General features: G+C 73.9%; 20 protein-coding genes and 1 pseudogene. 11 read left to right on the top strand and 10 right to left on the bottom strand.

What is annotated here, in order from left to right; all coding sequences use genetic code 11:
- Positions 1-5: 5 nt before the first annotated feature.
- Complete coding sequence (locus tag CNX65_RS32020) at positions 6-1,340, top strand: ATP-binding protein (protein WP_096498103.1); 1,335 nt, start codon at positions 6-8, stop codon at positions 1,338-1,340.
- Complete coding sequence (locus CNX65_RS32015; RefSeq protein ID WP_015805208.1) at positions 1,337-1,987, top strand: response regulator; 651 nt, start codon at positions 1,337-1,339, stop codon at positions 1,985-1,987. The genes CNX65_RS32020 and CNX65_RS32015 overlap by 4 nt, the downstream gene beginning before the upstream one ends.
- Positions 1,988-2,028: 41 nt before the next feature.
- Here CNX65_RS32015 and CNX65_RS32010 read toward each other — a convergent pair whose 3' ends face one another.
- Both CNX65_RS32010 and CNX65_RS32005 read right to left on the bottom strand, forming a co-directional pair.
- The gene (locus CNX65_RS32010) at positions 2,029-2,439 is read right to left on the bottom strand and encodes an SsgA family sporulation/cell division regulator (protein ID WP_015805207.1); all 411 of its coding nucleotides are present in this window, start codon (positions 2,437-2,439) and stop codon (positions 2,029-2,031) included.
- Between the two features lie 171 nt (positions 2,440-2,610).
- Positions 2,611-3,552: a DMT family transporter gene (locus tag CNX65_RS32005; protein WP_096497071.1), complete on the bottom strand. Its 942-nt coding sequence runs from the start codon at positions 3,550-3,552 to the stop codon at positions 2,611-2,613.
- Between the two features lie 81 nt (positions 3,553-3,633).
- Here CNX65_RS32005 and CNX65_RS32000 point away from each other — a divergent pair, with 81 nt between their 5' ends.
- The gene (locus CNX65_RS32000; RefSeq protein ID WP_096497070.1) at positions 3,634-4,536 is read left to right on the top strand and encodes a LysR family transcriptional regulator; all 903 of its coding nucleotides are present in this window, start codon (positions 3,634-3,636) and stop codon (positions 4,534-4,536) included.
- A gap of 7 nt (positions 4,537-4,543) precedes the next feature.
- On the opposite strand, the gene CNX65_RS31995 is transcribed toward CNX65_RS32000, so the two are convergent.
- The 6 genes from CNX65_RS31995 to CNX65_RS31970 form a co-directional block, all read right to left on the bottom strand.
- Positions 4,544-6,220 carry a serine/threonine-protein kinase gene (locus CNX65_RS31995; RefSeq protein ID WP_096497069.1) on the bottom strand — a complete coding sequence of 559 codons (1,677 nt, stop codon included), beginning with the start codon at positions 6,218-6,220 and terminating at the stop codon, positions 4,544-4,546.
- A gap of 144 nt (positions 6,221-6,364) precedes the next feature.
- Positions 6,365-7,765, bottom strand: a complete 1,401-nt coding sequence (locus tag CNX65_RS31990; RefSeq protein WP_096497068.1) for a serine/threonine-protein kinase — start codon at positions 7,763-7,765, stop codon at positions 6,365-6,367.
- Positions 7,766-8,036: 271 nt separating this feature from the next.
- A complete protein-coding gene (locus tag CNX65_RS31985; RefSeq protein WP_096497067.1) occupies positions 8,037-8,936 on the bottom strand; it encodes a hypothetical protein in 900 nt (299 codons plus the stop codon).
- A 236-nt stretch (positions 8,937-9,172) separates the two neighbouring features.
- On the bottom strand, positions 9,173-10,003 hold the full coding sequence (locus tag CNX65_RS31980; RefSeq protein WP_096497066.1) for a hypothetical protein: 831 nt from the start codon (positions 10,001-10,003) through the stop codon (positions 9,173-9,175).
- Positions 10,004-10,189: 186 nt separating this feature from the next.
- Entirely contained in the window at positions 10,190-11,128 is a 939-nt protein-coding gene (locus CNX65_RS31975) for a hypothetical protein (RefSeq protein ID WP_096497065.1), read from the bottom strand.
- A 102-nt stretch (positions 11,129-11,230) separates the two neighbouring features.
- On the bottom strand, positions 11,231-11,548 hold the full coding sequence (locus CNX65_RS31970) for a hypothetical protein (protein ID WP_096497064.1): 318 nt from the start codon (positions 11,546-11,548) through the stop codon (positions 11,231-11,233).
- Positions 11,549-11,618: 70 nt separating this feature from the next.
- Here CNX65_RS31970 and CNX65_RS31965 point away from each other — a divergent pair, with 70 nt between their 5' ends.
- Complete coding sequence (locus tag CNX65_RS31965; RefSeq protein WP_096498102.1) at positions 11,619-12,683, top strand: arginase family protein; 1,065 nt, start codon at positions 11,619-11,621, stop codon at positions 12,681-12,683.
- A 226-nt stretch (positions 12,684-12,909) separates the two neighbouring features.
- On the opposite strand, the pseudogene CNX65_RS31960 reads toward CNX65_RS31965, so the two are convergent.
- Positions 12,910-13,209: pseudogene (locus tag CNX65_RS31960) on the bottom strand (chorismate mutase); the annotation flags it as partial.
- 214 nt (positions 13,210-13,423) lie between these two features.
- On the opposite strand from CNX65_RS31960, the gene pcrA reads away from it, so the two are divergent.
- Complete coding sequence (pcrA, locus tag CNX65_RS31955) at positions 13,424-15,766, top strand: DNA helicase PcrA (protein WP_096497062.1); 2,343 nt, start codon at positions 13,424-13,426, stop codon at positions 15,764-15,766.
- Between the two features lie 637 nt (positions 15,767-16,403).
- Positions 16,404-16,829, top strand: coding sequence for a hypothetical protein (locus CNX65_RS31950; RefSeq protein WP_096497061.1), 426 nt, complete (start codon positions 16,404-16,406; stop codon positions 16,827-16,829).
- Here the strand turns inward: CNX65_RS31950 and CNX65_RS31945 are convergent.
- A complete protein-coding gene (locus CNX65_RS31945) occupies positions 16,804-17,529 on the bottom strand; it encodes a M23 family metallopeptidase (protein ID WP_232520086.1) in 726 nt (241 codons plus the stop codon). The two genes, CNX65_RS31950 and CNX65_RS31945, sit on opposite strands and share 26 nt — an antisense overlap.
- Before the next feature lie 2,068 nt (positions 17,530-19,597).
- Between CNX65_RS31945 and CNX65_RS31940 the strand changes: the two genes are divergently transcribed.
- The 5 genes from CNX65_RS31940 to CNX65_RS35860 all read left to right on the top strand — a co-directional run bounded on the left by CNX65_RS31940 (position 19,598) and on the right by CNX65_RS35860 (position 26,387).
- Positions 19,598-21,244 (top strand): hypothetical protein, encoded by a 1,647-nt coding sequence (locus CNX65_RS31940; protein ID WP_096497060.1) that lies wholly within the window; start codon positions 19,598-19,600, stop codon positions 21,242-21,244.
- A gap of 238 nt (positions 21,245-21,482) precedes the next feature.
- Entirely contained in the window at positions 21,483-22,652 is a 1,170-nt protein-coding gene (gene sucC, locus CNX65_RS31935; RefSeq protein WP_096497059.1) for an ADP-forming succinate--CoA ligase subunit beta, read from the top strand.
- 5 nt (positions 22,653-22,657) lie between these two features.
- Positions 22,658-23,548, top strand: a complete 891-nt coding sequence (gene sucD, locus CNX65_RS31930) for a succinate--CoA ligase subunit alpha (RefSeq protein ID WP_015805190.1) — start codon at positions 22,658-22,660, stop codon at positions 23,546-23,548.
- 182 nt (positions 23,549-23,730) lie between these two features.
- Positions 23,731-24,432 (top strand): DUF5336 domain-containing protein, encoded by a 702-nt coding sequence (locus CNX65_RS31925; RefSeq protein ID WP_096497058.1) that lies wholly within the window; start codon positions 23,731-23,733, stop codon positions 24,430-24,432.
- Between the two features lie 107 nt (positions 24,433-24,539).
- Positions 24,540-26,387, top strand: a complete 1,848-nt coding sequence (locus CNX65_RS35860; RefSeq protein WP_157767928.1) for a cell division protein PerM — start codon at positions 24,540-24,542, stop codon at positions 26,385-26,387.
- Positions 26,388-26,432 lie beyond the last annotated feature (45 nt).

Raw genomic sequence — 26,432 nt, 5'->3', positions numbered from 1 at the left:
CGCCAATGGTGCTGCCCGAGCGCCGGTCGGCACATCCGGGAGCGACCCTGATCCCCGTCTCGGGGTTGGACCCTGATGTCCCCGCCTCGCGCGCGTGTGACGATCAGGGGGTGAGCACGCAGGTGGAGACCACCCCGGAGAAGGCGCACGACCCCGTGCGCAGGCGGCGCACCGGCCGGGTCGTCGCGGGGGTCGCGGGCGGCGTGGCCGAGCACCTGGGCGTCGACGTCTTCTGGGTGCGCGCCGTGTTCGCCATGCTGACCGCGCTGAACTTCATCGGGGTCGTCGCGTACGGCCTGCTGTGGCTGCTCGTGCCGCAGCGGCCCACGGGCGAGGAGGAGCAGCCGCCGAGCGGCCGGGAGCGCCAGCAGGCGCTCGGTCTGGTCGCGCTGGGCATCGCCGCCGCCGTGATCACCGGGCTCACGTCCGGACCGCTCAGCGGCTGGATCACCGGGCCGCTCGCGGTCTCCCTGGTCGGCGCGGCCGTGGTGTGGCGCGAGGCCGACGAGGCGCAGCGCAGGCGCTGGGTCGACGGGGCCCGCACCGGCCTGCTCGGCGGCGGGCGCACCGCGATCGTGCGGGTCATGGCGGGCGTGGCGCTGGTCGCCATCGGCGTCGGCGCGGTCCTGGTCAACAGCTACGGCCTCAACCAGCTCCGGTTCGCCCTGCTGGCCGTGGTCGCCACGCTGTGCGGCGTGGGCGTCCTCACCGTCCCGCTGTGGCTCAAGCTGATCAACGACCTGGGCGAGGAGCGCCGGGTCCGCATCCGCACCGAGGAGCGCGCCGAGATCGCCGCCCACCTGCACGACTCGGTGCTCCAGACGCTCGCGCTGATCCAGAAGCAGGCCGAGCAGCCCCGCGAGGTCCGCAGGCTCGCCAGGGGCCAGGAGCGGCAGCTGCGCGAGTGGCTGTACGGCAAGGCGGGGGAGAACGGGCAGCCGGGGACGCTGGCGGCGGCCATCGCGCAGGCCTGCGGCGAGGTGGAGGACGCCTTCGCGCTGAACGTGCAGCAGGTCGTCGTCGGCGACTGCGAGCTGGACCCCAACCTGCTGGCGCTGGTGGCCGCCGCGCGCGAGGCCGTGGTCAACGCGGGCAAGCACGCCGGGGTGGCCGAGGTGAGCGTGTACTGCGAGGTCGAGCCGGAGCAGGTCGCGGTGTTCGTGCGCGACCGGGGCAAGGGGTTCGACCCCGGCGGTGTTCCCGAGGACCGGCATGGCCTCGCGGACTCGATCCGGGGGAGGATGGAGCGGCACGGCGGTGAGACCCGCCTGCGCACGGCGCCGGGTGAGGGTACCGAGGTGCAGCTGCTGATGCCGAGGAGAACGGAGGCCCGCACGTGACGGTACGGGTGTTCCTGGTCGACGACCACGCGCTGTTCAGGGCGGGCGTTCGCGCCGAGCTGGACTCGATCACCGACGACGTCGAGGTGGTCGGGGAGGCGGGCTCGGTCGGCGAGGCCGTCGCGGGCATCGGCAGGCACCGGCCCGACGTGGTCCTGCTCGACGTGCACATGCCCGACGGCGGCGGCGCGGAGGTGCTGCGCCAGGTCCGCAAGGCGCTGCCCGAGGTGGTGTTCCTCGCCCTGTCGGTGTCCGACGCGGCCGAGGACGTGATCGCGGTCATCCGCGCGGGCGCGCGCGGGTACGTGACCAAGACGATCTCCAGCCAGGAGCTGGTGCGCGCCGTCGTGCGGGTGGCCGAGGGAGACGCGGTGTTCTCGCCCCGGCTGGCCGGGTTCGTGCTGGACGCCTTCGCGGACCGACCCGGCGCGGCCCCCATCAGCGATCCCGAGCTGGACCTGCTGACGCCCCGCGAGCGCGACGTGCTCCGCCTGCTCGCGCGGGGGTACGCGTACAAGGAAATCGCTTCAGAGCTGTTCATCTCCGTGAAGACGGTGGAAACCCACGTGTCGAGCGTCTTGCGGAAGACGCAGCTCTCGAACCGGTACGAACTCTCCCGCTGGGCCTCCGACCGGAGGTTGGTCTAGCAGTCGGGCCCCGCGGGCGTCCTGGGGGTTGAGGGGAGCGGTCAGTTGGTCGAGACCAGCTTGGCGAGCTCCCGGTCGAAGTCGATCCACAGGTCCTCCTCGCCGGGCTGGACCACGTCGTAGGTCAGGTCCAGGAACTCGGCGATGTGCTCCGCGATGGCGGACAGGATGGCGAACCCGGTCGGCGCGTTCAGCTCCAGCAGGACGCGCTCGGGGTCGTCGCTCGCCGGGCGGACGAGGATGTCGCCCTCGCCGGACGGGGTGAGCAGGCCGTCGGCCAGCAGGTCGCGGGCGAAGATCCACTCCACCTTGCCCTGACCGGTGTGGAACAGGACGGCCACCGCGTACGGGTCCTCGGGCTCGTAGTGCAGCTCCGCCTCGACCGGCGCGGGGGCGGCCCCTGGAACCAGCAGGTGGAACGTCGTCGTCGTGGTGATGCTCTCGGCGCTCATGGTGTCTAGCCTTCCCGTCTTGGTCCGGTCTCATGTGAGGAGACGTCCGGGAAGGCCGATCGGGACGTGGTTCCGGCCAACACCACGCGATCGGGGGAGACGTGGGCCGCAGGTCCACCCGTTCTGCCCACGACCCGTCTCAACTGGCCGGTAACCATGCGTTACCGCAGGTCACTTGAGCGTAGCCGGCTCCCCGGAGGCCGCCGCCACGACCGCTTCCCGGACCTCCGGGAGGGGCCTCGGGGCCCGTCGCGCGCGGGTCAGGGCGACCCCTGCGAGAACAACGGCCATGCCCGCCACGACCCGCAGGTTCAGCGCCTCCCCGAGGAACACCGCGCCCAGCAGGACCGAGACCACCGGCAGCAGGTAGCCGACCACGGTGGCGTTCGTCGGGCCCTCGTCCTCGATCAGCCGGTAGTTCAGCAGGAACGCCAGGCCCGTGCCCAGCACGCCCAGCACCGCCACCGCCAGCACCGCCTCCCAGGACGGGTGCGGCGCCTCCAACCCGCCCGCGGGCAGCGCGAGGGCGGTCAGACCGCTGCCCACCACCAGCTGCGCCGAGGACAGCTGCATCGAACTCGCCCCGCGCCCGGACACCGTCCGCCCGATGTAGGTGTAGGCCACCGCGTACGAGGCCGCCGCCACCAGGCACGCCAGCGCGCCCCAGCTGGCCAGCCCGCCCCGCTCCCACGGCGCGAAGATCAGCAGCACCCCGGCGAAGCCCAGCGCCAGCCCGGCCAGCCGGGCCCGGCTGCCGCCCCGCTCGGTGCCCAGCGCCAGCCCCAGCAGCAGCGTCCACAGCGGCGTGGTGGCGTTGAGCACCCCGGCCACGCCCGAGTCCACGCTCTGCTCGCCGACCGCGAACAGCACGAACGGCACGGTGTTGTTGAACAGCGCCGCCACCGCCAGGTGCCCCCACAGCGCCCTCCCGCGCGGCAGCCGCTGCCCGCTCGCCAGGAGCACCGCCACCAGGGTGAGCGCGCCGAGCGCGGTCCGCGCCAGCGCGATCTGCACCGGGGACAGCCCGGTGAGGGCGACCTTGATCCACAGGAAGCTGGAGCCCCACACCAGGGCGAGCACGCCCATCCTGACCAGCGAGCCGGGGTTGTTCATGGGCCTAGACTGCGCCAAGGGAAGTCTTAGCACAATTTAATATTCATACACTTCCTTGAAGGAGAGTTGTACAGTCGGGCCATGTTGGACGTCCGCAGGATGCAGGTCCTCCGCGCCGTGGTCACCACCGGCTCCATCACCGCCGCCGCGACCAACCTCGGCTACACGCCCTCGGCGGTCAGCCAGCAGATCACCGCACTGGAGCGGCAGGCCGGGCTCGCCCTGCTGGAGCGGGTCGGCCGGGGCGTGCGCCCCACCCACGCGGGCCGGGTCCTCACCGAGCACGCCGCCCGCATCGCCGACCGGATCACCGAGGCCGAGACCGCCATCGCCGACCTGCGCGAGGGCCGCGCGGGCAGGCTGCGCGTGCGCTACTTCTCCACGGCGGGCGCCGCCCTGCTCCCGCCCGCCGTCGCCGCCTTCCGCGCCGAGCACCCCGACGTGCGCCTGGAACTGCGCCTGGTCGACCCCGGCGACCCGATCACCGAGGTCGCCGAGGGCCGCGCCGACGTGGCGCTGGCCGTCGTCACCCGGCTCGACCACGACCGGTACCCGGACGTCCACCTGGAGCCGCTGTTCGACGAGCCCTACGCGGCCGTGCTGCCCGCCGGGCACCCGCTGGCCCACCGGGAGGTGCTCGACCTCGCCGAGCTGGCGGGGGAGCGCTGGGTCGACTCGGTGCCCGAGCCGGGCGCGTGCAAGGACGCGGTGCTCGCGGCCTGCGCCGCCGCCGGGTTCACCCCGGACTTCGTGGTCGACGCCGCCGACTTCCCCACCGCGCAGGGCTTCGTGGCGGCCGGGCTGGGCGTCAGCGTCATCCCGGACCTGGGGCTCGGCGTGGTCAACCCCGGCGTCGTCGTCCGGCGGCTGCGCCACCCCGAGCCCACCAGGACGGTCTGCACAGCGGTGCGGCCCGGAGCCGTCGGCACGCCCGCCGTGGCGAGCCTGCTCGACGCCCTCCGGGCCGTCGTCGCCGCGAGCTAGCGGCGGGTCAGCTCTCGCTCTGCACGTACAGGTCCGTGCCCTGCCACTTGACCACGATGTTCTTGGTCTTGGTCTCCGTCGAGCCGTCGGCCATGGTGTAGGTGACCTTGGCCGACCAGAAGTACGGCGACTGCTGGGTCACCGAGTCCACGGTCACCGACTTGACGTTGCCCCAGAACGCGTCGTAGGTGCTCCGGCCCTGGCCCTGCGCGGCGCCGCCGGGCGCGAGCATGGCCCAGCCCGCGTCGGTGTCGGCCACGGCGGTGCCGTAGTAGGCCTCGATGAACTGCTTCTGGTCCGCTTCCGTCGGACCGTCGCCGCTGACCTTCGGGCGCTCGGGCACCTGGGCCTTGGGCTTGTCCGAACCCGCGTCACCGGACTTGGAGACGGTCACGGTCGGGGGCGGTGTGTTGGCGTTGTCGCCGCCGTCGTCGCCGGTGAAGAAGCTGGCCAGCAGGATGCCGAGCACCGCCGCGCCCACGATGGCCAACGTGGTGATCATGGTGGAGCGGTTGTTGCCGCCGCTCCCGCCGCCCGACTGCTGCCGCGCGGCCCTGGGCCGGGCGGCCGGGGGTCTGCTCATCGCCGACGGCGGGAGCGAGTGGCCCGACGCGGGGCGCTGGTCGATCCGAGTCGCGTTCGGCTGCGACTGGTGGTGCTGCTGCTGTTGCGGCGGCTGCACGTGCTGCTGGGGCGCGTGCGGCAGGGGCGCGGGACCGCCCTGGCCCTGCCCGCCCTGGCCCTGGTTGTGCACCGGGGCGATCGCGCGGGTCGAGATGCCCGTCGCGGGCACCGTCACCGGCGCGCCCTGCCACGACGGCGGGTGCGACCTCGGCATCTGCATCGGGAACTCGGGCGCGGTCCGCCCGGCGGCCACCGCCGCCAGCGCCTCGCGCGCCTCGGCCATCGTCGGCCGGTCCTCCGGCTCGGCGCGCAGCAGGCGCATCAGCAGCGCGGTCAGCGGACCGGCCTGCTTCGGCGGCGTCACCTTGCCCGACGCGACCTGGTGCAGCAGCGCGATGGTGTTCTCGTTCAGGCCGAACGGGGGCATCCCCTCGATCGCCGCGTACAGCGTCGAGCCCAGCGAGAACACGTCGGACGGCGAACCGGGGTCGTAGCCCTTGGCGACCTCGGGGGCCAGGTAGGCGGGGGTGCCCGCCAGCATCCCGGTCGCGGTCACCGTCACGTCGCCGGTCGCCCGCGAGATGCCGAAGTCGGTGATCTTCACGGTGCCGTCGTTGCCCAGCAGGATGTTGCCCGGCTTGATGTCGCGGTGCGTGATGCCCGCGTCGTGCGCGGCGGCCAGCGCCGAGGCGACCTGGGACCCGATCGCGGCAACCTCGCGAGGGGGCAGCGTGCCCCGCTCGGACAGCACGGTGGAGAGGCTGCTCGACGGCAGGTACTCCATCACCAGCCACGGTTGCCCGTCGTCCTCGGCCACGTCGTAGACCGCGATCGCGTGCGGGTGCTGCAAGCGCGCCGCGATCCGGCCCTCGCGCATCGCCCTGCGCTTCGCCTCGTCCGTGTCCGACTCGGCCAGGCCCGGTTGAAGCAGCAACTGCTTCACCGCGACGGTGCGGTGCAGGCGCCCGTCGTGGGCCTGCCACACCACGCCCATCGCCCCGCTGCCGATCCGCTGCCCGAGTCGGTAGCGGCCGGCGACCAGGCGGCCATCGTCGGTCACGGCTGCTCCCAGTGCTGCTATCGCTTCTTCAGTGACGACCGCATTCCGCCGTCACCATGACGTGAACAGTCCCTCACCCGATTGGGTAGTGCTCACCTTACGGGTTAAGGGTTCCTTTGGTGAGCGCCTGGGGTCCCGATCGACCTACGGGGTGTTGCCCTGCCCCTGCGGAGGCGCTCCGGACGACGGCGCGGGCGGCTGCTGCGAGGTCGTCGTCGGCGGCGGGGCGCTCGTCGTCGTCGGCGGCGCGGACGACTGCTGCGGCGGCTGCGAGGTCGTCGTCGGCTGCTGCGAGGTCGTCGTCTGCTCCTGCGTCGTCGGCTCCGGCTCCTCCTGGGTGACCACCCGCGTCGTCGTCGACGTGGTGGTGGTCGTGGAGGTGGTCGTCGGCGGCGTCTCGGAGGACGAGGACGCGGGCGGCGACTGCGGCACCGAGTCGTCGAAGACGTCCAGCGCCACCAGGAGCGTGCCCACCAGCAGGATGACGCCCAGCACGACCGCGGTGATCGCGAGCGGCCGGTTGCTGCCCGGCTTCGGGTCCGGGTGCAGCCCGGTGGGCTGGACCCCGGTCGTGCGCGAGCCCGCCGGGCGGTTGCCCGTGCCGGTGCGCGGACCGCCGGGGCGCACCACGCGGGTCCGGTCGGGGCCGACCACCGTGGTGGCGTCGGCGACCGGCGCGATCGTGGTGGCCGTCGCGGGCCGCATCCCGCCCAGGTTCGGCGAGCGCCCGCGCGAGACCGCGTTGAGCATGTCCCGGACCTGGCTCATGGTCGGGCGGTCGGCCGGGTCGTAGTTGAGCATGTGCAGCAGCACGTCGGTCAGCGGGTGGTCGACCGTCGGCGGGTTGATCCGCCCGGCCGCCACCGCGTGCAGCACGCCCAGGGTGTTCTCGCTCAGCCCGAACGGCGGCTCGCCCTCGGACGCCGCGAACAGCGTCGAGCCGAGGGAGAACACGTCGGACGCGGGCGTCGGGTCCTGGCCGCGCGCGATCTCCGGGGCCAGGTAGGCGGGCGTGCCCGCGATCAGGCCGGTCTTGGTCACCGTGACGTCGTCGCTGGCCCGCGAGATGCCGAAGTCGGTGATCTTGACCAGGCCGTTCTCGGCCAGCAGCACGTTGCCCGGCTTCACGTCGCGGTGCACGATCCCCGCCGCGTGCGCGGCCGACAGCGCCGCCGCGGCCTGGGTGCCGATGTGGGCCACCTCGACCGGGTCCAGCACGCCGTGCTCGGACATCGTGTCGGCCATGCTGTACGAGGGCAGGTACTCCATGACCAGGCACGGAGCGCCGTCCTCCTCCACCACGTCGTAGACCGCGATGGCGTTGGGGTGGTGCAGCTTCGCCGCGATCCGGCCCTCGCGCATGGCGCGCTGGATGGCCTCGTCCTGCTCGCGCGCGTCCAGGCTCGGCTGGAGCAGCAGCTGCTTGACGGCCACGACCCGGCCGAGGCGCTCGTCGTGCGCGCGCCACACGACGCCCATGGCGCCGCTGCCGATCCGGTCGAGGATGCGGTAGCGATCGGCGATGACCCGTCCGTCCTCGCTCACCGGGTCACCTCGCTGAAGCGCTGCGCGACCGAGGCAACGGCTGCTCTCACGCTCGGGACTCCTCGTCGTGCGGATCGGTGCGCGGGGTTCGGCATGGGCCACCGCACGCCCGCAGAGCCTACCCCGGACGGGGTGCGCGCCTCGGGCCCGTGGCGCTCGCAGGCGAGTCGCGTGCCGATCAGGGGCCCGCGCGGGACGCCCCATTCCCGGAGCACCTTATCGGGTGAAGATCCGGGGCGGGAGGGCCGTCGTGCCGGACCCTGCCGGGCCGTCAGGGGGCCGGGGCGAAGAAGTCGAAGCCGCCGACGGGCTCCAGCACCTTGCCGAGGTCGATGCCGAGGTCGACGCCGCTGGTGGGCGCCGGGGTCGCGCTGCCGGACGCCGGGGGCGGGGCGGTCGCGGACGACGGCGGCGCCGTGGTCCCGCTGGTGGGCGGCGGCGCGGGCGTGGACGTGGACGGCTGGGTGGAGGGCTGCGAGGGCGAGGTGACCGGGGTGGTCGGCGCGCTCGTCTGCTGCTGGGGGTTGGTCGTGGGGTTGGTCGTCGGGGTGGTCGGCTGCTGTTGCTGCTGCTGGTTGCCGCCGCCCGAGCGCTGCTGGGTCTGCTGCTGCTGCTGGCGCTGGGTCTGCTGCTGCTGGCGCGGCTGCTCCTGCGCGGTGCTCTGCCGGGTCGTCTCGGTGGTCGCGGGCGCCTCGGTCCCGCTCTCCTCGACCTGGTCCTGGCTGTCGCGGGACGCGCCGACCAGGTCGGCGGTGAGGCTGCCGGGGCTGCGCGCGGCCTGGCGGTCGTCGAACCGCACCTCGGCCAGCGGGCGCTCGTCCGGGGTCGACATCCACTGCGAGGCGCTGAACGCGACCGCGCCGGTCAGCACGACGCCGCCGCTGGCCATCGCGACCAGCTTGGGCACCGAGATGCCGCGACCGGTGGCGCTGTCGTCGGCGGGACGGCCCTCGCGGCGCAGCAGCTCGGTGATGTGCAGCTCGCGGCCGGACAGGTTGAGCCTGGACTTGGCCTTCTGGGGCAGCCGCGCGGTCTGCTCGGCGCGAGGCGTGACGGGTGCGGAGACGGGTGCGAAGCGCACGGTCTCGGCCTCGCTGCGAGCGATCAGCTCGGCGACCGAGAGGCGGTCGTCCGAGTAGTCACGTCGACGGCGATTGTCCTCGTTCGACACCGCGAGCCACCCTTTCCCGGAGGGGTGCGACACACCCTTGCCGGGAACATGGATACCGAATCGTGACCCTTTATGTAACCCCTTTGGCGGATTTTTCCCTGGCAATCACATCGACAGGTGACGGTGCGTCCACCTGGTTCACCTGCTGGTCACTCAGAGTCAAGGTTGGGGTGGGGCGCTCCGGGGAGGCGCGATCAACTCCGCCGCGCCGGTCCCGCTGCCCCAAGTCCGCTGCCTCAGCTCCGCTGGGCCGAGATCACCTCGGCCCCGACGATCCTCGGCGCGGAGACCCCGGTCAGCCGGAACAGCTGCTCCACGCGCAGCAGCCCGCCGTCCCGCTCCCGCATCGACACCACGGCCAGCACCGTCCCGTCCGGCCGGTTCGCCACCGACTCCACCGCGATCGCGGTGATCAACGACCAGGACTCCACGAAGTCCGCCGGGCTCGCGCCCACCAGGTCCGGCGACAGCAGCGCCGACGCCGAGGCGGGCCTGGCGGGCAGCAGCTCGAAGAACCGCCGCACCACCTCCACCTGGGGCTTCGGCCCGACCACGACCTCCGGCGCCGCGGGCTGCGGCACCGGCAGCGGGCCGTCGACCACCAGGCCCGAGTCCACCACCGCCGTCCCGCCCAGCTCCGCGCTCAGCAGGTCCGGCCGCAGCGCGGACGCCCCGCTCATGGCGGGCAGGACCTCGACGGCGAGGTGCTGGACGACCGCCCCGCGCTGCTCGGCCAGCACCGCCGCCGCCACCACGGACGTGACCAGCACCAGCGCCCCGGTGATCCAGCCGACCACCCGCGCCACCCGGCGCGCCCGGTGCGGCCGGAGCGCGGACCCGTCGCCGGGGGGACCGGGCGGACCCGCGCCGAGGTCCCCGCCGAACAGGTCGCCGGAACTCCGCCCACCGCAGGGCCGTCCCTCGCCGATCAGCTCGACGGAGATGCCCGGCGCCCGGCCCGAGGCGGGGCCCGGCCTGCTCGGCTGCTTCCCGATCAGCTCGGCCACGCTGACCGAGCCCGTGCGGGCGTGCCTGCGACCGGTCGCGGTGGCGGTGGCGCGTTCCACGGGCGGCTCCTGACTACCTGGGTGGCCGCCAGAAGTACCGTGCAAGAGCAGCGGAAAGCCAGAGCGCGACCCGCTAGTTCACCCCTTCGTGGCGTTCAGCGCCGGGCGGACCATCCCGGACGGGGCAGACCGGGCGGGGCCGCGCAGACTCGCGGTGCGCCCGCCACCGGGCCGCCCCGACGCCGCTCAGCGCGCGCGGACCGGGCGCTCACCGCTGATCAGCGGCTCGCCCACCACGGTGAACAGCAGCTCCCGGTGCTCGGTCGACGTCGTGCCGTCCCGGTTCGTCACCAGCAGCGTGCTGGTGCTCAGCCCGCGCACCGCGTCCACGCTGATCCCGGTCACTTGGACGTGCGAGGCCCCGCCGAACCGCTCGGCGACCAGCGCGCCGACCACGCCCCGCACGGTCTCGGACACCAGCTCCAGCGCGGCGTCCGCGCTCTGCGCCACCTGCCGGTAGAACTCCTCGGTGCGCGAGGCGATCGCCAGCACGTCCTCGTGCGCGGCGCTCCCGCCCGCCACGGTCGTCACCGGGGCCCACACCTGCGGCGGGGGAGCCGGGACCGCGCTCGCCCGGCCCGCCTGCGGCGCGGTGACCCGCTGCTCGCCGGTCCACCCGCCCTCGCCGGGGCCCGCGCCCCGACCCGCGTGGGCCTTGCCGACCCCGCCCGCCGCGGGCGCGTCCTGCGGCGCCTGGCCCGCCCGGTCCGGCGCGGCGTCGGCCAGCGCCGCGACCTCCGGCTCGACCGCGGCCTCCGGCGGCGGGGCGGTCGTGGTCAGCACCGGCAGCCTCGGGGCCGTCGGGGGGTAGGAGGGCAGCGCGAACGGCTCGTCCGGCCTCGGCGGCCCGACCAGCTCCACCGCGGCCACGGCCAACCCCACCAGCACGCTCGCCGACGAGATCACCGTGAACCACGCGGCGCGCCGCCACGTCTTGGGCGGTGTCACCGAAGCGGGCACCATCCCGATGTTGAACTTGCTCAGCCCGACCGCGTCGCTGTCGTGCAGCGGGTCGCGCGGCGGGGGCGCGTCGACGGGCAGCTGACCGCCCATCGAGGCCCACTCGGCCGCGTCGTCCGGAAGCCGGTGCCTGCCCTGCCGCTGCTCGTCCGCCCTGGAGTTCATGGTGGATAGCCCCTCCCGCCTGGCACAGGCTAGGCGGGAGGCTGCCGGACGGCGGCGCGCATCATCCCTGCGTGGCGCAGCAGCACCCCTTCAGGTGATGTGTCAGCTGCCGCTGTTCAGCCGCTTCCTGGCGCCCTGCAGCGAGTTCGTCGCGGCCAGGCCCGCGCCACCGGCGATGACCGCGCCGATCACGTCGGCGGCCAGGCTCGAACCGCCGTTGATGATCAGGCCGACCGCCGCGGCGGCCACGGTCACGCCCGCGACGCTCCAGCGCCCGCGCACGTAGTTGGCGATCGGCGCGCCCGAGGCACCCTTGCTCTTGGCGGCGGAGTTCAGCGCGGCGAGGTAGCCGCCGTGCGCGAGGGTGGCGAGCAGTCCGAGGATGGCGATGAGACCGGTGATCAGGCCGATGACGTCCATGCGACCAGTGTGCACGTCGATTTTCCCGGTGGACCATCCGTGATCGCCCTGATATCTCCGGTGCGTGGAGATGTTCTGGCACGACGCCTGCCTGGAGCACGACGCGGGCTCCGGCCTGTGGGAGCTGCCCGGCGAGTGGGACTGGCTCGACGAGCCCGAGCCGCACCCGGAGAGCGCCGCCCGGCTGCGCACCTTCCGGCACGCGCTGCGGCACGGCCCCGTCGCGGGCCACCTGACCTGGTCGACCGGTCGCGCGGCCACCGAGGAGGAGCTCGCGCGCGTCCACGAACCCGGCTACCTGGCCGCGCTCAAGGCCGCCTGCGCCGGGCCGGGACGGGTCGCGCTGGAGGTGAACACGCTGGTCGGGCCGGGTTCCTGGGAGGCCGTGCTGGCGGCGGCGGGCACCGCCCTCGCCGCGCACGACGCGGTCGCCTCCGGTCGCACCCGGCTGGCCTACGCGCTCGTCCGCCCACCCGGCCACCACGCCCAGCCGGGGCTCGCCGACGGCTACTGCCTGGTCAACAACGCCGCGCTGGTCGCCGAGACCGCGCGCCGGGCCGGGCGGCGGGTCGCGGTGCTCGACTGGGACGTGCACCACGGCAACGGCACCCAGGAGGTGTTCGCGGGCACCGAGGACGTGCTGACCGCGTCGGTCCACATGCGGCACGGCCCGTGGGGCGCGAACCACCGGCAGACCGGCGCGCCCGACGAGCCCGCGCTCGGCAACGTCAACGTCGAGCTGTCCCTGGGCGCGGGCGATCGCGCGTACGCGCGCGCGATGGACGAGGTGGTGCTCCCGGCGGTCCGCGAGTTCGGCGCGGACTTCCTGGTGTGCGCCTCCGGCTTCGACGGCTCCGCGTTCGACCCCAACGGCAGGCACAACCTCACCGCCGCCGGCTACCGGGCGATCGGCGCGCGGGTGGCCGCCGAGGGGCTGCCGACCGTGCTCACCCAGGAGGGCGGCTACCTGCGCGGGTACGCCGCGCTGTGCCTGCACGCGCTGGTGGAGGGCCTGCTCGGGCTCGACCTGCTGGAGGACCCGCTGGCCTACGTGCCCGACGACACCCAGCTGGTGGACGCCGACCTCGCCCTGGTCAGGGCCGCGCTGGCGGACCGCTGGGAGTTCGCCCGCTGAACCGGAGCCGGAGGCGGTCAAGCCCCCGGTCGCCACCGGGCCGCTCGCCGCCGGTCCCGCTCGCCGCCGGGCCGCTTCCGGGCCCGCCGACGGTCCCGCCGCACCCGCTCAGGCCGGGTGCGCGGGTCCGGGCGGCCCGCCGGGTGCTCCCGGTGGGCCCGCCCTCCCGACGCCGCTCGTCCGAGGCCTCGACTTCACCCGTCCGGGCGAAGCGCGCGGGGCCGGTTCAGCGCCCCAGCGCGCCCCGGCCCAGCCGCAGCAGGATCATCGCCAGGTCGCGCCCCTCCGGCCCCAGCTCCCGGTAGCGGTTGATGACGTCGATCTCCCGGTTGTGCACGATCTTGGTCCCGCCCGCGGCCATCCGCGCCGCGCCGATCACCTTGGACACCTCGACCCGGCGCTTGACCAGCCGCAGCAGCTCGGCGTCCAGGTGGTCGATCTCCTGCCGCAGCGCGTCGACGTCCTGCACGGCGGCGCCCTGCTCGGCGGTGTCGGTGCTGTTCATCTCAAGACCTCTCGACTCGGGGTTCGCCGCCTCGGCGTCCTGGCCCCGGAACGACGAAGCCCCGGAGTCCTGTGGACTCCGGGGCTTCGTGGTGGATTGAGCGCGCTAGCGGTCCACGGGAGCCGGAGTCCGGGTCCCGTAGTAAAAGGAGAATGCAGCCGCGAGCACAACGCCATCATGCCACAGCGGCGCGGGACACGGGTGTGACGTGGGCAGGCGGTACCGTGGGTCCACGATGAGCGCCTTGTTCGACTTGCCCTCAAGTCCCCCCTCTTCCGGTTCCGCGTCGCTGCTCGACGGGCTCAACCCGGCGCAGCGCAGGGCGGTGGAGCACGCGGGTTCCCCACTCCTCGTCGTCGCGGGCGCGGGGTCCGGGAAGACGCGCGTGCTCACCCGCCGCATCGCCCACCTGCTCGCCGAGCGCGGCGCGCACCCCGGCGAGATCATGGCCATCACCTTCACCAACAAGGCCGCCGCCGAGATGAAGGAGCGCGTCGCCGACCTCGTCGGCCCGCGCGCCCGCTCGATGTGGGTGTCGACCTTCCACTCGATGTGCGTGCGCCTGGTGCGCCGGGAGCACAAGGCCCTCGGCATCTCGTCCAGCTTCTCGATCTACGACTCGGACGACACCCGCCGCCTCATCACCCTGGTCGCCCGCGACCTGGACCTCGACCCCAAGCGCTACCCGGCGCGCACGCTGGCCATCCACATCTCGAACCTGAAGAACGAGCTGGTCGGCCCCGCGCACGCCGCCGAGGTGGCGGGCAACGACCTGGAGCGCCGGGTCGCCGAGGTCTACGGCGCCTACCAGCGCAGGCTGGTCGAGTCGAACTCGATGGACTTCGACGACCTGATCATGCGCACGGTCGAGCTCCTCCAGGGCAACCCGGCCGTGGCCGAGCACTACCACCGCCGGTTCCGGCACGTGCTGGTCGACGAGTACCAGGACACCAACCACGCCCAGTACACGCTGGTGCGCGAGCTGGTCGGCACCGGCTCGGACGGCGTGCCGCCCGCCGAGCTGTGCGTGGTCGGCGACGCCGACCAGTCCATCTACGCCTTCCGGGGCGCCACGATCCGCAACATCGTGGAGTTCGAGCGCGACTACCCGCAGGCCACCACGGTCCTGCTGGAGCAGAACTACCGCTCGACCCAGACCATCCTGACCGCCGCGAACGCGGTCATCTCGCGCAACCCGGACCGGCGCGACAAGCGGCTGTGGAGCGACCTCGGCGACGGCGAGAAGATCGTCGGGTACGTCGCGGACAACGAGCACGACGAGGCCGCGTTCGTGGCCCGCGAGATCGACCGGCTGGTCGACGGCGGCGACGCGAACAACGGCGAGATCGCCGTGTTCTACCGGACCAACAACCAGTCGCGCGTGTTCGAGGAGATCTTCATCCGCCTCGGCCTGCCCTACAAGGTCGTCGGCGGCGTCCGGTTCTACGAGCGGCGCGAGGTCCGCGACGCCCTGGCCTACCTGCGGGTGCTGTCCAACCCGGACGACACCGTCTCGCTGCGCCGGGTGCTGAACGTGCCCAAGCGCGGCATCGGCGACCGGGCCGAGGCGTGCGTGGCCACCTACGCCGAGCGGGAGCGGGTCAGCTTCGCCACCGCGCTGCGCGCCGCCGTCGCGGGGAAGGTGCCGCTGCTCAACCCGCGCTCCCAGCGCGCCATCAGCGGGTTCGTCGAGCTGCTGGACGAGCTGCGGGCCGGGGTCGAGCGCGGCGACGACGTGGCGTCCGTGCTGGAGGAGGTGCTGGACCGCACCGCCTACCGGGCCGAGCTGGAGGCCAGCGACGACCCGCAGGACCACACCCGCGTGGAGAACCTGAACGAGCTGGTGACCGTGGCCCGCGAGTTCGGCGAGCTGAGCGCGGTGGAGCCCGATGGCGAGCCCGCGCCCGAGCCCGACCCCGGCCAGCCGGTCGCCGGGTCGCTGGACGCCTTCCTGGAGCGGGTGTCGCTGGTCGCCGACGCCGACCAGGTGCCGGACGCCGAGAGCGACGGCGTGGTCACCCTGATGACGCTGCACACCGCGAAGGGCCTGGAGTACCCGGTCGTGTTCTGCACGGGCTGGGAGGACGGGATCTTCCCGCACACCCGCGCGCTGGGCGACCCGGCCGAGCTGTCCGAGGAGCGCAGGCTCGCGTACGTGGGCATCACGCGCGCCCAGCAGCGGCTGTACCTGTCGCGGGCGCTGGTGCGCTCGGCGTGGGGCCAGCCCGCCGCCAACCCGGCGTCGCGCTTCCTGGACGAGATCCCGGCCGACCTGCTGGAGTGGAAGCGCGCCGAGCCGCGGCGGTCCGGCCCGGCCGCGCAGACCACGTGGAGCGGCAGCAGGGGCGGCGCGACGAGCACCTTCGGCACCCGGTCCGGGACGGCCAAGGGGATGCAGAGCGGGCCCTCGCTGAAGCTGGAGGTCGGCGACCGGGTCACGCACGACAAGTACGGGCTGGGCAGCGTGGTGTCCGTGGACGGCGTGGGCGGACCGCGCGCGACGGCCACCATCGACTTCGGCTCCTCGGGCAAGGTCCGGCTGATGCTGATCGGCAGCGTGCCGATGACCAAGCTCTGAGCTGCGGTTCTCGCGGGACCCGGTCGCTGCGGCGGCCGGGTCCCCGCTTTTTTCGGGTTTCTTCCGGACGCGCGCGCAACCGCGGTCGGGCACGGGCGTCTTCCCAGGTGTCACGAGCGGGACGACGGGGGCCGTTGGTGACGCCGGTGGGGTCGCGGGGGAGCGGACCGCCGGGCGTGGGGGATGTGCACGGGGGCAGTCGGGGGACGGCCGGGTCGCGAGCGCGACCCGGCCGTCGCGCTCTCCAGGCCGAGCGCGGGGCGCTGAGGCCGGTTCCGGCGCAGGTCAGGGGCCGCGCACCCGTTCCGCACCCGTCCTGCCACCTCGCGCGGCCCGGAATTGTCAGACCCCTCTGCTTAGCTGAGCGCACTGGTTCGGGCGGTGCGCGCGAGGGGAGCGCGCGTCGTCAGGTCACCCGTTCGGCGGAGGAAGCCCGTTCGCGGCCCGTGAGGGCGGCGCAGCGGGGTGAGAGCGCCGTCCTGGACGCCGAGGGCCGGACGGGGGCTCGGGGGGCTCCTGGACGGTCTGGGGCGGCAGGCGCGTCGTGCGGGCGATCGGTGGGGTCACCGAGGGCAACCGGGTGGCGCCTCCGCGCGTCGATCTTGGTGGAACAGCACGCGAGCGAAGGAGTTCTTCAGTGGAGCAGCGCGCAGCCGGGCAGTCCCACGTCGCCCAGGCCCAGCCGGCCCAGTCCCCGGCGGCCCAGAGCCAGCTCGCTCAGGCCCAGTTCGGCCAGACGCAGCTCGGCCAGACGCAGCTCACTCAGCCCCAGCTCGCCCTGGGCGGTCGCCAGGAGCAGGCGCACGCGGAGCGCGGCCAGGACCGGGACGCGCTCGCCCTGCCGCCGCTCGTGCCGGTGCAGCGGAGTGCCCGCGAGGGCGCGCCGGGAGCGGGGATGCGGGTGCTCAGGGGCGACGGCGCGGTCCTGCACCACAGCGGTCGCCCCGCGGCCTGGCCCGTGCTCGGGTGCTCGGCGCTGGTCGGGATGGTGCCGGAGCGGGTCGAGCGGGCCTCGCGGCCCGCCGGTCGGCCCTCGGTCAGACCACGATTCCGCGCGCGTTGAGCCAGGTCTGCGGGTTCAGCTTGAGCCCGCCGTCCGACTCCCAGACCTCGAAGTGCAGGTGGGTGCCGGTGGAGACGCCGCGGTTGCCCATGCGCGCGATCTGCTCGCCCGCCTTGACCCGCTGGCCCTTGACCACGCTGTAGCTGTCGACGTGGCCGTAGACGGTGACCTCGCCGGTGTCGTGCAGCACGCGCACCCACAGGCCGAAGCCGCTCGCGGTGCCCGCCTCCAGGATCGTGCCGTCGGCGGCGGACAGGATCGGGGTGCCCGTGGGGCCCGCGATGTCGATGCCGTAGTGCACGGTGCCCCAGCGACCGCCGTACCCGGAGGTGAAGGTGCCCTGGGCGGGGGAGACGAACTTGGGGCGCAGGCGCTCGGCCTCGGCGGCCTCGCGCTGCTCGACGATCTGCTGGCTCTTGGCGAGCTTCTGCGCCTCGGAGGCGGCGTCGACCGTCTTCGCGACCGGGATGATCTGCGGCGCGGCCGGGGCCTCGTCGCCGCCGACGCCGAACGCGGCGGCGCCGTCGGCAGCCGAGGCGGCCAGCGGCACGACCTCGTCGGAGGCGGACTGCGAGGGGCCGCCCAGCGCCTGCACGGTCTGCGCGGCGCCCGCGGCGGCGAACGCGCCGACCGCGACGGCGGCGACCACGACGCGGCCACGCAGCGAGGACGGCGGCGGCGGCAGCCGGTGCGTGCTCACCTCACGGGTGGATGCGCGGTCGACGGCTTCGTCGATGACTGCGCTGTCAGTACTGCCGCCGGGGGAGCGGTGTCGAGACAAGACCAGGCCTTCCGTCTTCGGGGAGTCGGGTCGAGGACTCCGGGCGGGGGATCCCGGTGAGCCGGTCGGGGAACCGACTCCTTGTCCTGGTCGTGACCAGACTGTGACAACGGACCGGGGGACAGTAACGGGGCCGGAGCCCCGAGGGCAATCCCCCGTCCCCCTGTCTACCGAATTGCGGCCGAGCGGAGGACAGGAATACAGATCTGTGACGGCCCGTGACTGGAGAGTGAGCAAACCTGGCGCTTGCAGGCACTATGGGGCGACCCTTTATGTCCCCTTTTTGGGTGAAAGGGCCTACCGACACGTGAATCACCCTCATGTCAATGGTCAAAAGTTGGTGACCCGAATCACGTATCCCCGGCGCTGCGGGGTGCAACGGAGCCCGCTCCGGCCGCACTTCGTCCTTCGGAGTGATCTGTGCAACCCTTTGTGACCGCTTGATTGCGGAAAGTGGCGAGGGTTGTGGCGGGGGGCCTGTGACCTCGGGCGATTCCGAATCACGTGGGGGCGTGGCCGACCACTGTGACCGTTCGGCGGGCTTCGGGAAGGCGTTCCTACCCTTCGGTAACCGCCTGTGACCGATCTCGGAACCATCACGCGCGTTATGTGACCGCCCGATCGCGAGGCGTCCCCCACGATTCCCGCCCGGCGCTCCTGGGTATGGGGGCTCGTGGCAAGAAGTCGTGGGTGCGGGAGCCCATGAGCTTGGGAGTCCGTGAGCTTGGGAGTCTGCTGGCGCAGAAGGTCCGTGAGCGCGGGAGCTCTGGGGCGCAGTTGTTGGTGGATCCGGTGCTCTCGGGCGCAACCGCTGTTGAGCCCCGGCGCTCACCAGCGCGAGCCTTGCGCACCGGTCCTCGTGCTCTGGCCCTCATGCGCTGGTCCTCGTGGGCTGCGCTGGTCCTCGTGGGCGCGGCGCGGTGCGCGCAGGCCTGCTCAACGCACGCGTGCGTCGCGCGCAGGCGTGCGCGCGAGGGGATCGGGAGGCGGTGGCGTCCGATGGCGCGCCGGGCGTCCACGGCCGGGGCCTGGTCAAGGCCGGCCGCGACGCGCGCTGAGCCTCGGGCCCGGCGCGCCGCCCGGAGTCGTCCGGTGGCGCCGCTCGACCGGTCCGGCGCCCCCGAAGCGCCCTCGCCGATCAGCTCCGCCCGTCCCAACCCCGTTCCGCCGGTCGACCCCATCCCCGAATGCGGCACAACCGACACGAATTGGGTTCCCGGAGGATCGGGCGCCAAACGACCTGGTCCCGGACTTGTGCCGATTCCCCTGGCCGGGTGAAGGTCAACTCGCCCCGCGATCACCCCCGAGCGGCTGCGGAACCCCTGTTCCAGGCCCTGCACCAGCGGGAACGATCAGTGCGCGGCGCCAAACCGCAATGCTCGTCCCCAACTCCCCTCTTTGCGCGTTCCCGGCTCCCCAGCCCAGCCCGCTTGCTCCCCTGCGGCTCCCCAGCCCCACCCGCCTTGCCTCGCCGGTGACTGGCCGGCCCTGCCCGCCTTGCCCTGCCTGTGGCTCCGGGCCTTGCCCGCCTTGCCCCGCCCGCGGGTCCCGGCCTTGCCCCCCCTTGCCCTGCCTGCGGCTCCCGGCCTCGCCCCGCTTGTGGCTCCCGGCCTCGCCCCGCTTGTGGGGCCCAGCCCTGCCCGCCTGCGGCTCCCCGCTCCGCGCCGAGCGCGGCCCTCCCCGTCGTCTCCCGCCCCCGCGTCCCCGTGTCCCGCTACCCCGTGCGAGGCGACCCCTACGCCCCGCACGGGGCACAACCGCGCCCTCGCCGGGTTGATTCCCGATTCCCGCGCCGTTTTCCGAGCCGCTCTCCGCGCTGGCTCCCCCTCCGGTTCCCGAGCCGCTCGCCGCATCGCTCGGCGCACCGCTCGCCGCATCGCTCGGCGCACCGCTCGGCGCATCGCTCGGCGCACCGGTTCCCACACCGGTTCCCGCGACCCTCCGCGCGCTCCCCGTCACGCACCGCGCCTTTGCTAGCGTCGTGCCGGTGATCGGAACCGCTGAGCAGGCGCCCCCTGCCGCGATCAGGCTCCGCGCGGCGCTCGGCCTGGGTGGCGCAGGCGCCCTCCTGGTGGCCGCGGGCCCCCTCCTGGGCGTGACGGACGCGGCCCCCGCGTGGAACTCCGCCCCGCTGCTCGCGGTGCTGGCCCTGCTCGTGGTGCTCCCCGCCGGGGTGCTGCTGGCCCGCCGCCGCCTCGAACCGGCCGCCGCCGCGCTCGTGCCGCCCGCCGCGTTCGCGCTCGCCGGCCTGCTCTCCGACCTCCGGATCGCCACCGACCCCGGCCGGGTCGTGCGCCCCGAGCTGTACGTCACGGGCATCGCCGAGCCGGTCCCCGGCGCGGGCCTGTGGGTCCTGCTGGCCGGGCGGGCGCTGCTTGTCGTGGCGGGCCTGCTCGCGCTGCCCGCGCTGCGCGACGAGTTCCCCGAGCGCCCCCGGTACGCCCTCTCCGGCTTCGCGGGCGCGCTCGCCGCCGCCGGTCTGTTCACCGCCCCGTTCACCTCGCGGGACATCTTCATCAAGCCGGGGGGCGTCGCGGACTCCCAGGGCCTCGACCTGGCGGGCGGCCTGCTGCGCTGCGCCGCCGCCCTGCTGCTCTGCCTCCTCGCGGGCGCGCTCGGCGCGGAGCTGCGCCGCGCCGTCCTGCTCGCGACCGCCCTGACCTTCGCCGCCGCCGCCGTCCCGTGGGTGGTCGCCCCGCACGCCGCGGACTCGCTCGGGCTCGCGCCCGGACCGGTGCAGGTGCTGGTCGGCGCGGTCGTCGCCCTCGGCGCGATCGTCCCGGCCAAGGCCCCCGGTGACGGCGCGGTCGCCCTGCCTGGCCTGCGCAAGCTGCACCTGGCCACCGCCGCGTTCGGCGCGCTCACGGGCGTCACCGCCCTCGCGGGCGCGCTCCTGCCGCAGCTGGCCCTGCCACCCGCCCTCACCGCGCCCGACGACTACTCCGCGCGCCTGCTGTGGCCCGCGGGCCTGGTCGTGCTCGTGCTGGCCGCCGCCCTCCGATTCACGCCCCGCGCGCGCCCGGCGCTGGCCGCCGCGCTGGCCGCCGTGCCGCTGGCGGGCCTCGGCGCGCTCGACTCCGCCTACGCGGCCACCCAGGTCACCTCGGGCAGCGCGCTGGCCGTCTCCCTCGGCCGGATCGAGCCGGGGGCGGGCGCCTGGCTGACCGCCGTCTCGGTGGTCCTCGCGGCGGTCACCGCCGTCCTCGCCGTGCTCGCGGGCGCGGCCGAGCGCGACGAGACCGAGGAGGAGCCGCCTGCCGAGACCCCGCTGCCGCTGGTCGGCGCACTGGTGACCGCCGGGCTCCTGGCGGTCGGCGCGTTCGCGCTCCCGGTGGTCGAAGCCCCCGAGCTCACCCCGATCCCGCTGCTCGACCTGCGGCTGGGCTCGTGGGGCCTGCTGCTCGCGCTGGCCACCGTCCTCAGCGCGCTCGCGGTGGCCGCGAAGGCCCGCGCCCTCGCGGGCGCCGCCCTGCTGGGCGGCGTCGCGCTCGTGCTGCTCACCCGCGTCCTGGAGTACCCGCTCACCTCCGCCCGCGCCGAGGAGGCCGCGCCCGCGCCCGGCTTGTGGCTGGCAGCGGCGGCGACCGCCGCCGCGCTCGCCGCGGCGGTCGCGAGCACCGCTCGCAACCGCTGAACCGGTCCGGTGATCTACTTCACCGCCGCTATGACCGACTTCACTTGCAGCGGATGCGGTCCGGTCCGCACTGGTCGATAGTGTCTTCCGCAGCCGCGTCGAGCCGGTCCCCCCACGGCTATGCCGGCGTTCCAGGTGATGCCTGGACGTGAGGGCACCAGGCTCACGCCTGGAGCGCCGGACACACCGGGACCGCACCGGGACGCGGTGTCCGACACCGACGTCGCAGGAGACCCGAGTGGACCTGTACGAGTACCAGGCGAAGGACCTCTTCGCCGCCCACGGAGTCCCGGTGCTGCCGGGCGAAGTGGCGAGCACCGCCGCCGAGGCCAAGGCCATCGCCGAGCAGCTCGGCACCACCGTCGTCGTCAAGGCCCAGGTCAAGACCGGCGGCCGGGGCAAGGCGGGTGGCGTCAAGCTGGCCACGACGCCCGCCGAGACCGAGGAGAAGGCCACCGGCATCCTCGGTCTGGACATCAAGGGCCACACCGTGCACCGCGTGCTGGTGACCCCCGCGTCCGACATCGCCGAGGAGTACTACTTCTCGTTCCTGCTGGACCGCGCGAACCGCACCTTCCTCGCCATGGCCTCCGTCGAGGGCGGCATGGAGATCGAAGAGGTCGCGGTCAAGAACCCCGAGGCCCTCGCCAAGATCGCGATCGACGCGGTCGAGGGCGTGGACCGGGCGAAGGCCGACGAGATCGTCGCCGCCGCCAAGTTCCCGGCGGAGGTGGCCGACCAGGTCGCCGACACCATCGTCAAGCTGTGGGAGACCTTCGTCGCGGAGGACGCCACGCTCGTCGAGGTCAACCCGCTGGTCCGCGACCCCGAGGGCAAGATCGTCGCCCTCGACGGCAAGGTCACGCTGGACGACAACGCCTCCTTCCGCCACCCGGCGCACGCCGAGCTGGTCGACAAGCAGGCCGAGGACCCGCTCGAGGCCAAGGCCAAGGAGAAGGACCTCAACTACGTCAAGCTCGACGGCCAGGTCGGCATCATCGGCAACGGCGCCGGGCTGGTCATGTCGACGCTCGACGTCGTCGCCTACGCCGGTGAGAAGCACAAGGGCGTCAAGCCCGCGAACTTCCTCGACATCGGCGGCGGCGCGTCCGCCGAGGTCATGGCCAACGGCCTGGAGATCATCCTGGGCGACGCGGACGTGCGCAGCGTGTTCGTGAACGTCTTCGGCGGCATCACCTCCTGCGACGCCGTCGCCAACGGCATCGTCAAGGCGCTGGAGATCCTGGGCGACGAGGCCACCAAGCCGCTGGTCGTCCGCCTCGACGGCAACAACGTCGACGAGGGCCGCCGCATCCTGGCCGAGGCGAACCACCCGCTCGTGACCGTGGTGGACACTATGGACAACGCGGCCGACAAGGCCGCCGAGCTCGCGGCTGCGGGGGTCTGACGACGATGGCGATCTTCATCACCAAGGACAGCAAGGTCATCGTCCAGGGCATGACCGGCGCCGAGGGGACCAAGCACACCAAGCGGATGCTGGCCTCCGGCACCACCATCGTCGGCGGCGTGAACCCGCGCAAGGCGGGCGAGAAGGTCGACTTCGACGGCACCGTCCTGCCGGTCTTCGGCAGCGTCGCGGACGCCATGGAGGCCACCGGCGCCGACGTCACCGTCATCTTCGTGCCCCCGGCCTTCGCCAAGGCCGCGGTCATCGAGGCGATCGACGCGGGCATCGGCCTGGCCGTCGTCATCACCGAGGGCATCCCGGTGCACGACACCGCCGTGTTCTGGGCGCACGCCGTGGCCACCGGCAACAAGACCCGGATCATCGGCCCGAACTGCCCCGGCCTGATCAGCCCCGGACAGTCGAACGCGGGCATCATCCCGGCCAACATCTCCGGCGCGGGCAAGATCGGTCTGGTGTCGAAGTCCGGCACCCTGACCTACCAGATGATGTACGAGCTGCGGGACTTCGGCTTCTCCACCGCCATCGGCATCGGCGGCGACCCGATCATCGGCACCACCCACATCGACGCGCTGGAGGCCTTCGAGGCCGACCCGGAGACCGCGGCGATCGTGATGATCGGCGAGATCGGCGGCGACGCCGAGGAGCGGGCCGCGGCCTACATCAAGGACAACGTGACCAAGCCGGTCGTCGGCTACGTCGCGGGCTTCACCGCGCCCGAGGGCAAGACCATGGGCCACGCGGGCGCGATCGTCTCCGGCTCGGCGGGCACCGCCCAGGCCAAGAAGGAGGCGCTGGAGGCCGCGGGCGTCAAGGTCGGCAAGACGCCGAGCGAGACCGCCGCGCTCATGCGCGAGATCATGTCCACCATCGGCTGATAGCCCGATCGGACGAGCGACGAGGGTCACCCCTAACTTGGGGGTGACCCTCGTCGCTTTTCGGGCACCCTGGAATAGCGCAACCAGGGGAACCGCCGTGCGGCGGTCGCCGTCGGAGAGTGCGCATCGGCTAGCGTGCACCCGTCGCTAGCCCCCGCTCGGTCGACGAGGAGACCTCAACCATGTCCGTGCCGTACGGCGCCCCGCAGCAGCAGCCGTCTCCGGCGCAGCCTGCGTCGGGGCCCAACCTGAAGCTGATCCTCCCGCTGGCCGCGGTCGGCCTCGCGGTCGTCGCCTACCTGCTCGCGTTCGCCGACGGCGTGTACTCGGGCACCGACTACCTGCTGATCGCGGGCGCCCTCGCCGCGCTGCCGCTGCTGATCCCCACCTTCAAGTCGCTGCCGGTGGCGGCGGTCCTGTCGGTGGTCGCCGCGCTGCAGGCCCTGCAGGTCACGGTGAAGGCGCCGCTCGGCAGCTCCGTCATGCAGATCATCGTGCTGATCCTCGCGCTGCTCCAGGCCGCCGCGATCGTCTTCGCGCTGCTGCTGGAGCTCGGCGTGGTCAAGATGGAGCCGAAGCCCGCCTCCCCGTACGGCCAGGGCCAGCCCGGCGGCTGGAACCCGCAATCCGGGGCGTTCCCGCAGCAGCCCGGCCAGCCGGGGCAGCCCGCGCAGCCCGGCCAGCCGCAGGCCCAGCCCGGCCAGCCCGCGCAGCAGTACACCATGCCGCCCTCGGGGTCGTTCCCGCAGCAGAGCCCCGCTCCGCAGCAGCAGCCGAACGCCCCGCAGCCGACGTCCTACCTGTCGCAGCCGGGCCAGTTCGGCCAGCCGGGCCAGCAGCCCGGCCAGCCGCCCGCGGGCGGTTACGGCCAGCCCCAGGGCTGAGCCGGGAGGACCACGGGAGGGGTGGCGCCGGGAAACCGGCGCCACCCCTCCCGCCGTTCCGGCGCGCCGCCGCGAGGAGCCGGGCGCCGGGCTGACACAGTGGAGCGATGGCGGTGCTGCAATCCACCTCGCACGGCGTGGCCGACTCGGTCCGCCCACCGGAGTTCTCCCGCGCCGAGCACGCGCGCGTGCTCACCATGACCGCCGCGGGCTCGGTGGTCCTCGGCTACGCGGCCGTGGCCGCGCTCCTCGCCCTCATCTCCTCGACGGCCGCGCACGCCTCCTTCTCCACGACGGGCGTGCTCACGGCCGCCGCGCCCGGCTGGCTGGCCGCGCACCACGTGCCGCTGCGCGTCGGCGGCGGCGACCTGGGCGTGCTGCCGCTGCTGCCGACCGCGCTGGTGATGCTGCTGGTGTACCGGGCGGCGGCCAGCGCGGCCGACCGGCTCGGCCTCTTCGAGCCGCTCCAGGCCCGCTCGGTGGTGCTCAGCATCTCCGGCGCGCACGCGGCCACCGGCGGGCTCATCGCGTTCCTGATGGGCGACACCGGGCCGGTCCAGGCGACGCCCGCCGTGGCGTTCTTCGGCTCGGCGGCGGTGTCCGCGATCGCGGCCGTCGCCGGGGTCGCGGAGCGGTGCGGGCTCATCGAGGTGCTGTTCGAGCGGGTGGACCCGGTGGTGCGGCGAGGGCTGTGGGGCGGCGCGCTGGCGCTGTTCGCGCTCACCGCCGCCGGGTCGCTGCTGCTGGCGGTCGGGCTGGCGCTGGAGTGGCCGCTGACCAGCGGCCTGTTCGACGAGCTGGGCGGCACGGTCGGCAGCGGCCTGGGCATCTGGCTGCTGTGCGTCGGGTACCTGCCGAACGCGGTCGTCGCGACCGTCGCGTACCTGGTGGGCGCCGGGTTCTCGTTCGGCTCGGTGCTGGTGACGCCGCTGGAGTTCGTCGGCGGGCCGCTGCCCGCCGTCCCGCTGCTGGCGGCCGTGCCCGACCAGCACAGCACGTTCCTGTCGGCGGTGCTGGTGCTCCCGGCGGTGATCGGCGTGGTCGTGGGGCTGTACCTGCGCAACGCGGCGGAGACGCCGGTGCTGCGGATCAGGGCCGCCCTGGTGGCCGCGCTGACGGCCGGGGTGGGGATGCTCGTGCTCGCCGCCGTCGCGGGCGGGGACCTGGGTGGCGGGTCGTTCAGCCCGGTCACCGTGCCCGCCGGGCTGGCCGCGCTGCTCGTGCTCGGCTGGGTCGGGGTGCCCGGCGCGCTGATCGCCTGGGTGACCGGTCCCCGGCCGCCGAGGGTGAAGAAGGAGAAGGTCAAGCGGGGCGCGGGCGGCGAGGTCGCCGCCGCGACCGCCGCAGGCGCCGCCGGGGTCGCGGTCGCGGCGGGCGAGGACGACGAGCTCGACGAGGTCGACGCTGACGGGGTGGACGACGAGTACGACGAGGCCGGGTACGAGGACGAGTACGACGAGGACGCCGAGTACCTGGACGAGGAGCTGGCCGACGACGAGCTGCTGGACGACGAGCTGTCCGAGGACGAGCTCGCCGACGAGGAGCTGTCGGAGGAGGAGCTGGCGGCCGAGCTGGCGGAGGACGAGCGCGCCGAGGAGCTGGCCGAGCGGGAGCTGGACGACGAGTACCCGGAGGACGACTCCGAGGACGACGCCGACGGGTTCGCCGACGGCTACGACGACGAGCTGGACGCGCCGGAGGACGATCCCGATGCAGGCGGAGCGGTGACCGACGAGCTGTCCGAGGACGAGCTCGTCGAGGCCGAGCGGACGGCCGACGACCTGGCGGGCGCCGACCTCGCCGACGAGGTCCCCGAGGCGCCCGAGGGCTCAACCCGCTACGAGGAGGTGGACGAGTCCGAGTTCAGCCACCTGGCGGAGTTCCGCGAGCTGGCCGAGCTGGACGAGGACCTCCCCGACGACCCGGCCGGACCCGGCCCCGCGCCCCGCCGCTGACCCGCCGGGCGTAGGTCGCGCCGACCTGCGCCCGGCCCCCTGCAC

The organism is Actinosynnema pretiosum (assembly GCF_002354875.1).
GTDB classification, from domain to species: domain Bacteria; phylum Actinomycetota; class Actinomycetes; order Mycobacteriales; family Pseudonocardiaceae; genus Actinosynnema; species Actinosynnema auranticum.
This window is presented reverse-complemented; position numbering and strand designations above follow the sequence as displayed.

Bases quoted from the DNA above. Each gene is read 5' to 3' on its own strand.
- CNX65_RS31925 (WP_096497058.1), top strand. From the start codon at position 23,731: ATGTCCGTGCCGTACGGCGCCCCGCAGCAGCAGCCGTCTCCGGCGCAG.
- pcrA (WP_096497062.1), top strand. From the start codon at position 13,424: ATGAGCGCCTTGTTCGACTTGCCCTCAAGTCCCCCCTCTTCCGGTTCC.
- sucD (WP_015805190.1), top strand. From the start codon at position 22,658: ATGGCGATCTTCATCACCAAGGACAGCAAGGTCATCGTCCAGGGCATG.
- CNX65_RS35860 (WP_157767928.1), top strand. From the start codon at position 24,540: ATGGCGGTGCTGCAATCCACCTCGCACGGCGTGGCCGACTCGGTCCGC.
- CNX65_RS32000 (WP_096497070.1), top strand. From the start codon at position 3,634: ATGTTGGACGTCCGCAGGATGCAGGTCCTCCGCGCCGTGGTCACCACC.
- CNX65_RS32005 (WP_096497071.1), bottom strand. From the start codon at position 3,552: ATGAACAACCCCGGCTCGCTGGTCAGGATGGGCGTGCTCGCCCTGGTG.
- CNX65_RS31965 (WP_096498102.1), top strand. From the start codon at position 11,619: ATGTTCTGGCACGACGCCTGCCTGGAGCACGACGCGGGCTCCGGCCTG.
- CNX65_RS31970 (WP_096497064.1), bottom strand. From the start codon at position 11,548: ATGGACGTCATCGGCCTGATCACCGGTCTCATCGCCATCCTCGGACTG.
- CNX65_RS32010 (WP_015805207.1), bottom strand. From the start codon at position 2,439: ATGAGCGCCGAGAGCATCACCACGACGACGACGTTCCACCTGCTGGTT.
- CNX65_RS32020 (WP_096498103.1), top strand. From the start codon at position 6: ATGGTGCTGCCCGAGCGCCGGTCGGCACATCCGGGAGCGACCCTGATC.
- CNX65_RS31975 (WP_096497065.1), bottom strand. From the start codon at position 11,128: ATGAACTCCAGGGCGGACGAGCAGCGGCAGGGCAGGCACCGGCTTCCG.